2 protein-coding genes are annotated in these 657 nt (G+C 74.4%); one reads left to right on the top strand and one right to left on the bottom strand.

Annotated features, from left to right (window positions below; translation table 11 throughout):
* On the bottom strand, positions 1-466 hold a 466-nt coding region (locus ACLD7X_RS17735; protein WP_411425011.1), incomplete at its 3' end, for a substrate-binding domain-containing protein.
* On the opposite strand from ACLD7X_RS17735, the gene ACLD7X_RS17730 reads away from it, so the two are divergent.
* On the top strand, positions 408-657 hold a 250-nt coding region (locus ACLD7X_RS17730), incomplete at its 3' end, for a substrate-binding domain-containing protein (RefSeq protein ID WP_411425010.1). The two genes, ACLD7X_RS17735 and ACLD7X_RS17730, sit on opposite strands and share 59 nt — an antisense overlap.

Below are 657 nucleotides of genomic sequence, written 5' to 3'. Positions count from 1 at the left end.
AGGCCAACAACGCCTGCACCGGAGGCTCGAAGTAATCGCGCCGCGTCATCACCAGGTCAAAGCGTTCGTCGTCCAGCAGCGGCAGAAAGCCCAGGTTGCCCGCCGCCGCCTGCAGGCCCAGGCCGCAGTCGGCCTCGCCCGTCTCGATCAGCGCGGCCATGTCGGCATGGGTCTCGGCGGGCGCGGCGGTCGCGGTCAGATGCGCGGGCGTCAGCCCCTCGCGCGACAGCATCACGTCCAGCAGGCGCTGCGACCCCGCACCCTCGGCCCGCAGGGCAAAGCGCAGGCCGCGGCGCACGGCGTCGGCCAGACCCGTGATGTCCAGCGGATTGCCCGGCGCCAGCATCAGCCCCTGCGTCCGCCGCGCCCAGTGGATCACCACATGCGTGCCGCCCGGCAGATGAGCCTTGACCGCGGGCAGGTTCCAGCCGCCGCTGGCCGGGTCCAGCAGGTGGCACCCCGCCATCGCCCCGCGCCCGCCGATCTATGCCGGGTCGAACGATCCGCTGCTGGAATGGGCGCTGCGCCAGTCGGGCAGCGGGCTGGCGGTGCTGGCCTCGGGGTCGAGCCACGGGCTGGCGGACCTGGCGGCGGGCCGGGCGATGGTGGCGGGGTGCCACCTGCTGGACCCGGCCAGCGGCGGCTGGAACCTGCCCG

The sequence above is a fragment of the Aphanothece microscopica RSMan92 genome (genome assembly GCF_046613545.2).
GTDB lineage: Bacteria > Cyanobacteriota > Cyanobacteriia > PCC-6307 > Cyanobiaceae > NIES-981.
The sequence above is the reverse complement of the archived record's forward strand: the minus strand, read 5'-3'. Positions and strand labels throughout refer to the sequence as shown.